Below are 7,103 nucleotides of genomic sequence, written 5' to 3' on the forward strand. Positions count from 1 at the left end.
ATCCCATGTACACCACCAGGGTTCCCGAGGCCCGTGCGAGAGCGCTCCAGTCGATGTCGGGCCCCCGGCCCCCGTCGGTGCGGCGGTGCCCGGTGACGAAGGTCACGGAAGGCGCGCAGTCCCGGTGGGTGAGCGGGATGCCCGCGTAGGCCGAGGCGCCTGAAGCCGCCGTCACCCCCGGGACGATCTCCAGGGGGATGCCCGCATCGGCGATGGCCTCGGCCTCCTCGCCCAGCCGGCCGAAGACGGCCGGGTCGCCCCCCTTGAGGCGCACCACCACCTTGCCTTGCCGGGCCCGTTCGATGACGGCCCGGGTGATCTCCCCCTGGGGGTGCTGGTGGGCGTGCCCCACCTTGCCCATGGGGACGACCTCGGCGCTCGGGGGCGCCCAGCCCAGCACCTCCGGGTGGACGAGCTGGTCGACGATGACCGCATCGGCCCGCTCCAGCACCTCCCGGGCCCGCAGGGTGACGAGCCCCGGGTCCCCGGGGCCCGCGCCCACCAGGTAGACGAAACCCGTGCCGGCCATCAGGTCTCCTGGGGGCTCGGGGCGTTGAGCTGGTAGACCGCTTCCAGGATCTCCCGGGCACCCCGGTCCAGGAGCTCCTCGGCCAGGTCGATCCCCAGGGACTCGGCGTCCACCGGCGAGCCCTGGCGGGAGCCCCGGATCACGGTGCTGCCGTCCAGGCTGCCCACCAGGCCCCGCAGGTGTACCTGCCCGTCCCGGAGCTCGGCAAAGGAGGCGATGGGCACCTGGCAGCCCCCCTGGAGGGTGGCCAGGAAGGCCCGCTCGGCGAGCACCGCGGTCCAGGTGGGGCCGTGCTTGAGGGGCTCAAGCAGCGCGTTGATGCGCGGGTCCGCCTGGCGGCACTCGATCCCTACCGCTCCCTGGCCCACGGCGGGGAGCGTCACTTCCGCGGGCAGGTACTCGGTCACCCGGTCGGCGAGCCCCAGGCGCTTGACCCCGGCGGCCGCGAGCACGATGGCGTCGTAGCGCCCCTCCTGGAGCTTTCGCAGCCGGGTGTCCACGTTGCCCCGCAGGTTCTCGAAGACGAGATCCGGCCGCAGCGCCTTGAGCTGGGTCTGGCGCCGCAGGCTCGAGGTGCCCACCCGGGCGCCCTCCGGGAGGTCCCGAAACGACGCGCCGCCCCTGGAGAACCAGGCGTCGCGCGGGTCTTCCCGCTCGCAGATGGCCGCGAGGTGCAGGCCGGGAGGGAGCTCGGTGGGGACGTCTTTCATGGAGTGGACGGCCAGGTCCGCGCGCCCGTCGAGCAGCGCGTCCTCGATCTCCTTCACGAAGAGCCCCTTGCCCCCCACCTTGGCCAGGGGCACGTCGAGGATCTTGTCGCCCGTGGTCACGATGCGCACCAGCTCCACCGGCAGGCCGGGGCTTCGCTTCTCCAGCTCTGCCTTGACCCAGTTGGCTTGCCAGAGGGCGAGTTGGCTCTGCCGGGTCGCGATCTTCACGGTCTTCACGGGGGATCCTCGCTGTGGGGGTCCTCCAGCCCGAACAGCCGCCGTACCGCGTCCACCGAGAGCTCGAGCTCGGGGTCGTCGGCCTGGCGCTTCAGGTACATGCTGGGCTCGTGGAGGATCTTGTTGACGATGGCCTGGCTCATGGCCTCCAGGCTGCGGCGCTGCTTCTCGGAAAGGCCGTCGCCGAAGGCCTTGAGGGTCTTTTCGAGCTCCGCCTGGCGAATGGCGTCGAACCGCTCCCGCAGGGCCCGGATGGTGGGGGTGACCTGGAGGGTCTTGAGCCACGACAGGAAACCCTCCACCTCCGACGCCACGATGGCCTCGGCCTTCTCCGCCTCCTTGGCCCGCTCTTTCTTGTTCTCCTCCACCACCCCCTGGAGGTCGTCCACGTCGTAGAGGTACACGTTGGGCAGGTCGTTGATGCGGGGGTCGATGTCCCGGGGCACCGCGATGTCGATGAGGAACATGGGCTTCTGAAACCGCGCCTTCATGGCGGCGCGCACGTCCTCGGCGTCCACCACCAGGTGGGGCGCCCCGGTGGAGGAGATGACGATGTCGAACTCGTGGATGTGCTTTGGGAACTCCTCGAAACCCAGGGCACGGCCTCCAAACTTCTCCGCCAGGGCCTCGGCACGGGCCAGGGTGCGGTTGGTGACGGCGACCCCCCTGGCCCCGTTTTCCATCAGGTGGGTGGCCGCGAGCTCGCACATCTCCCCGGCGCCGATCACCAGGACCTGCTTGCCCTCGAGGCTCCCGAAGATCTTCCGGGCAAGCTCCACCGCCGCAAAGGAGATGGAGACGGCGGACTGGGCGATGCGGGTCTCGGTGCGCACCCGCTTGGCCACGCTGAAGGCCTTGTGGAGGAACCGGTTGAGCACGAGCCCCGTGGCGGCGCCCTCCGAGGCCTTCTCGTAGGCGTCTTTCACCTGGCCCAGGATCTGGGGCTCCCCCACCACCATGGAGTCGAGGCTCGACGCCACCCGGAAGACGTGGCGCACCGCGTCGGGGCCCGCGTACACGTACAGGTGGGGGCGCAGCGCCTCGTCGGGTACCGCGTGGTATGCGGACAGGAACCGGAACAGCCCCTCGATGCCCTCTTCCCTGCTGCGGGCGGCGGCGTAGATCTCCACCCGGTTGCAGGTGGACACGATCACCCCTTCGCGCACCGCGGGCACCCCCCGTACGCCGCGCAGGGCGTCCTGGAGGCAGTCCGCCGCGAAGGCGACCTTCTCCCGGATCTCCACCGGGGCGCTCTTGTGGCTCAGGCCGACGACGAGAATTTCCATGGAAAAGCCCGTATCCCTCAGCCGGTGTAGTAGATGTGGAGACTCTCGAGGCTGGGGAAGACCTTCGGGAGCACGAAGTTGACGCCCAGGAACGTGAACAGCACCGAGGCAAACCCGATGAGTGCCCAGATGGCGGCCCGCCGGCCCCGCCACCCCACCGTGAGGCGCCCGTGGAGGAGCGCCGCGTAGAGGAACCAGGTGATGAGGGACCAGGTCTCCTTGGGGTCCCAGCTCCAGTAGGTGCCCCAGGCCTGCTGGGCCCACACGGCACCGGTGATGATCCCCACGGTGAGCAGGGGAAAGCCGATGGTGAGGCACATGTAGTTGACCTGGTCGAGCACTTCCAGATTGGGCAGGCGGTGGAAGAGCTTTCCCATGCGCTTCTTGTTCTTGAGCTGGCGCTCCTGGATCAGGTACATGACGCCGGCGGCCGCAGCCAGCGCGAAGGCGCCGTCGCCGACGAAGATGAGCATCACGTGGATGGGGAGCCAGTACGAGTCGAGCGCCGGGGGCAGGGGCTCGATCTGGGAGGGCAGGCTCACCGCCGCCAGGACGAACGAGAGGGCGATCGGGCTCACGAAGGCCCCGAAGCTCGGCAGGTCGAACCGCACCTGGAGCACCAGGTAGAGGCCCACCACGCACCAGGCGAAGAAGCTCATGGCCTCGTGGAGGCTCGTGATGGGGGTGTACCCGGCCTCCACGAACCGCACCAGGATCCCCAGGGTGTGCAGGCCGAAGGCGCCCCAGGTCGCCCACGCCGCCCAGCGGCGCACGGCCTGCTTCAAGGCCACCACGTAGGCCAGGTGCAGTCCCGTGGCGACCAGGTAGACCGCCACGGCAATCTTCAGGATCCCGACGTTCATCTCGCCTCCGCAGGCGGGTTTCCCGCTGCGTGGAACCGGGTGGGACGTGAAACGTGAAAAGCCGGCTCCAACGTGCCACCCGCAACCCGCAACCCACAACCCACAACCCGCGCTACTCTCCCTTGCCGAACACCTCCGCGACCTTGCTTTGCGCCGCTTCCCGGTCGCCCCGGGCCAGATCCTCCAGGATGCCCGAGTCGAAGAGCGCCCGGAAGCGCTTGGGGTCCGAGGGGGGCGTGCTTTCGCGCAGCTGCCGCGCCACCTCCACCAGCTCCTCGAGCCCGCAGGGGAGCTCCCGGGCGATCCGGTCGCGTACCCACGCGGCCAGGGCCGGCACGGCTCCGCCGGTGGCCACCGCGACCGCCAGGCCTCCCCGGCGGTGTACGGCGGGCACGTGGAAGCCGCTGGCCTCCGGGTCGTCGGCGGCGTTGACCCAGGTTCCCCGGGCCGCCCCCCCGGCGATCACCTGCCGGTTCACCTCCGGGTCCGAGGTGGCGGCGAAAGCAAGGACCATACCCTCCAGGTCCCCGGGCTCGAAGCCCCGGGGCACCCAGCGGAGCCGGCCGTTCCCCGCCAGGAACCGCACCTCGTCTCCGGCCTCGGGCGCGACCACGGTGACCTGCGCCCCGGCAGCCAGGAGCCCCCGCACCTTGCGCCCCGCCACCTCGCCCCCGCCCACCACCAGGCAGGGGCGGCCCTCGAGCCGCAGGAAGAGGGGGTAGAGCTCAGGCACCGTCGCCCAGTTCCTCGAGCACCGCCGCGAAGAGCAGCGGCACCAGGAGCTCGTGGGGCCCGGTGAGGTGGTATCCTCGGCCCCCGCTCCCCGTGGGGCGCCCCACCACGTTGACCGACGGGCGGTAGTGGCGCACGAAGTCCAGGTTGGCCGTGGTGAAGTGGGCCACCTCGTGCCCCAGGTTGCGCACCAGCGTGAGGGCCTTGAGGAAGACCTCGGGCAGGATCACGGCGCTTCCCACGTTGAGGTACACCCCTCCTTCGAGCTCCCGCACGACCGCGCAAAACCGGTGGAAGTCCCGCAGGCTCGCGCCGCCGATGGCTTCCCCGTCCGCCTCCGGGTGCATGTGCACGATGTCGGTGCCCAGGGCCACGTGCACCGTGGCCACCACCCGGTGGCGGTAGGCCGCGGCCAAGAGGCTCACCTCCCGAAAGGGCAGGCCCTCTTCCCAGATGGCCTCCCCCACCGCCTCCCCCAGGCCCTTGCCCCGGCGGTGGCCTTCGCGCATCACCCGGTTGAGCCACTGCCCGGTCTCCCGGGCCATGCCGAAGGAGCCGTCGCCGAGCTGGGCCGCCACGTCCTCGGAGGAGTGGCCCGCGAAGGCCAGCTCGAAGTCGTGGACGATCCCCGCTCCGTTGAGGGCCACGCTCGTCACGAGGCCCCGCTCCATGAGGTCCGCGTAGAGGGGCTGGAGACCCACCTTGATGTTGTGCGCCCCGAGCCCCAGGGCCAACACCCTGCCTTCCCGGTGGGCCCGGGCCACCGCGGCGGCCACCGCCCGGAGGTCTTGCGCCTGGAGGAAGGACGGCAGGCTCTCCAGGAACGTCGCGACGCTCCCGCCGGGCCGGTAGGGCGGCCGGAAGTCCGCCGCCCGCACCTTGCTCGGGCGGCTCGCCAGGGGGTAGGTGTGGACGCCGGCCGGCTCCACGGCCCCCGCCGGGTCGAGCCGGCGCACCATCAGCGGGCGGCTCCGGCTCCGAAGGTTTCCCGGCCGCTGGCTTCCGGAAACAGGATCGCGTCCAGGAGGTCGCAGAAGGCATGAATCCAGGCCGCGTGTCCCTCCTGCACCCGGGGCGTCTCCCGGCTCGGCACCCGCACCAGGTGGTGACACAGGGGCTCGAGGGAACCGGCAGCCTCTCCCGTAAGCCCCACGCACAGGCACCCCGCCTCCCGTGCTGCGGTGAGCCCCCGCAGCACGTTGGGGCTGGTGCCGCTCGTGGTGATCCCCACGGCCACGTCCCCGGGCCGGGCCAGGGCCCGCACCTGCTTTTCGAACACCTGCTCGAACCCGAAGTCGTTGCCGATGGCGGTGAGCGCCGAGGAGTCGGTGGTGAGGGCCACCGCCGCGAGCGGCGGGCGGTCGATCCGGAAGCGGTTCACCAGCTCTGCCGCGAGGTGCTGGGCGTCGGCCGCCGAGCCCCCGTTGCCGAAGGCCAGGACCTTTCCGCCCTTGTCCAGCGCCTCGGCCGCCGCCCGCGCTACCGCCACCACCTGGGCGGGAGCAGCCGCTGCGAAGGCCTCCAACACCCGGGCCCCCTCCCGGAACCCTTCGCGTGCGCGAACCTCTAGATCGTCCATCTAGGCTCCTGGGCTCGCCCCGTCGGGCCGCCGGAGAACGAAGCCGCCGGAAAAGGAGCGAGCATAGGGACCGCTCCCGCTCCGTGTCAAGCTCGGGAGCACGGAAATCCAGGTCCCGGGCCGGGCTGGGCTGTCGCCGGACCGGCCTTGACGCAGTCCGGGGGGCTGGCCTAGCGTGGCGAAACCGATCGAATGCCACCCCCAAGCGCGGAGGGCGCACCGTGCCGCGAAACCGACGCCGCGACCAGCTCCTGCGGCTCTTCAACGAGCTCGGGCCCATCGCCCGGACCTTCGGGGTGCGCCTGTCCTTTGCGCAGGACGGGCGCGCGGTGGTGGACCTGCCCTACGTCCCCGTGCTGGAGAAAGGAGCCGCCCCGTGACCGGCTTTCGAGATCTGGTGCTGCGAAACCGAAGCTATCGACGGTTCGACGAGTCCCACCGCATTTCCCGGGAGACCCTGCTGGAGCTCGTGGACCTGGCCCGCCAGACACCTTCGGCGGCCAACCGCCAGCCCCTGAAGTACGTTCTCTGCGCCGACCCCGAGACCAACGCCGCCGTCTTTCCCTGCCTGGGCTGGGCCGCCTACCTCAAGGACTGGCCGGGCCCCGGGCCCGGGGAACGGCCCAGCGCCTACATCGTGCTCCTGGTGGACGAGACGATCGCCACCGACTGGTGGTGTGACGACGGGATCGCCGCCCAGACCATCTGCCTGGCGGCCGTGGAGAGGGGCCTCGGGGGGTGCATGATCGGCAACGTGCAAAAGGACCGGCTCCGGGAGGCGCTGAAGATCCCTGCCCACCTGCGCATCCGCCTCGTGCTGGCCCTGGGCAAGCCCTCGGAGCGCGTCGTCCTCGAACCCCTCCCGCCCGACGGGGACGTCCGCTACTGGCGCGACCCCGAGGGGGTCCACCACGTGCCCAAGCGCAGCCTGGAGGAGATCGTCCTATAGCCACTCCCGGGTGCTCGTGGCCCGTCCCAGCCGCTGCGGCGGGCGGCCCATCGGTGGCTCGACCGATCCCGAGGGGCCTGGGGGGATGGCGAAAAGGCAGGAGGCAACCGCGGCGCGCCGGAAAGCCGGCTGCCGTCAAGAAAGGCTCTCAAGTCCTCGGGACCTTCGGCCGATCCTAGGGGGGACGCCGGCAGGGATCCCGGCTCGTTCCCGCAGGG

9 protein-coding genes are annotated in these 7,103 nt (G+C 71.1%); 2 read left to right on the forward strand and 7 right to left on the reverse strand.

Features of this window, described 5'->3' with window-relative positions:
• The 7 genes from cobA to AB1578_20875 all read right to left on the reverse strand — a co-directional run.
• On the reverse strand, window positions 1-529 hold a 529-nt coding region (gene cobA, locus AB1578_20845; protein MEW6490344.1), incomplete at its 3' end, for a uroporphyrinogen-III C-methyltransferase.
• Window positions 529-1,476 carry a hydroxymethylbilane synthase gene (gene hemC / locus AB1578_20850; GenBank protein ID MEW6490345.1) on the reverse strand — a complete coding sequence of 316 codons (948 nt, stop codon included), beginning with the start codon at window positions 1,474-1,476 and terminating at the stop codon, window positions 529-531. The genes cobA and hemC, both read right to left, overlap by 1 nt.
• Window positions 1,473-2,762: a glutamyl-tRNA reductase gene (gene hemA / locus AB1578_20855; protein MEW6490346.1), complete on the reverse strand. Its 1,290-nt coding sequence runs from the start codon at window positions 2,760-2,762 to the stop codon at window positions 1,473-1,475. The genes hemC and hemA overlap by 4 nt, the downstream gene beginning before the upstream one ends.
• A 17-nt stretch (window positions 2,763-2,779) precedes the next feature.
• Complete coding sequence (ccsB, locus tag AB1578_20860; GenBank protein ID MEW6490347.1) at window positions 2,780-3,625, reverse strand: c-type cytochrome biogenesis protein CcsB; 846 nt, start codon at window positions 3,623-3,625, stop codon at window positions 2,780-2,782.
• A 112-nt stretch (window positions 3,626-3,737) separates the two neighbouring features.
• Window positions 3,738-4,358: a bifunctional precorrin-2 dehydrogenase/sirohydrochlorin ferrochelatase gene (locus tag AB1578_20865; protein ID MEW6490348.1), complete on the reverse strand. Its 621-nt coding sequence runs from the start codon at window positions 4,356-4,358 to the stop codon at window positions 3,738-3,740.
• Window positions 4,351-5,316 (reverse strand): hypothetical protein, encoded by a 966-nt coding sequence (locus tag AB1578_20870; protein MEW6490349.1) that lies wholly within the window; start codon window positions 5,314-5,316, stop codon window positions 4,351-4,353. Before AB1578_20870 ends, AB1578_20865 begins: the two co-directional genes overlap by 8 nt.
• Complete coding sequence (locus AB1578_20875) at window positions 5,316-5,936, reverse strand: D-sedoheptulose 7-phosphate isomerase (protein ID MEW6490350.1); 621 nt, start codon at window positions 5,934-5,936, stop codon at window positions 5,316-5,318. Before AB1578_20875 ends, AB1578_20870 begins: the two co-directional genes overlap by 1 nt.
• Before the next feature lie 221 nt (window positions 5,937-6,157).
• Here AB1578_20875 and AB1578_20880 point away from each other — a divergent pair, with 221 nt between their 5' ends.
• The gene (locus AB1578_20880) at window positions 6,158-6,316 is read left to right on the forward strand and encodes a hypothetical protein (protein MEW6490351.1); all 159 of its coding nucleotides are present in this window, start codon (window positions 6,158-6,160) and stop codon (window positions 6,314-6,316) included.
• Window positions 6,313-6,885, forward strand: coding sequence for a nitroreductase family protein (locus tag AB1578_20885; protein MEW6490352.1), 573 nt, complete (start codon window positions 6,313-6,315; stop codon window positions 6,883-6,885). Before AB1578_20880 ends, AB1578_20885 begins: the two co-directional genes overlap by 4 nt.
• The last annotated feature ends 218 nt before the right edge of the window (window positions 6,886-7,103 follow it).

The sequence above is a fragment of the Thermodesulfobacteriota bacterium genome (assembly GCA_040756475.1).
Taxonomy (GTDB): domain Bacteria; phylum Desulfobacterota; class Deferrisomatia; order Deferrisomatales; family JACRMM01; genus JBFLZB01.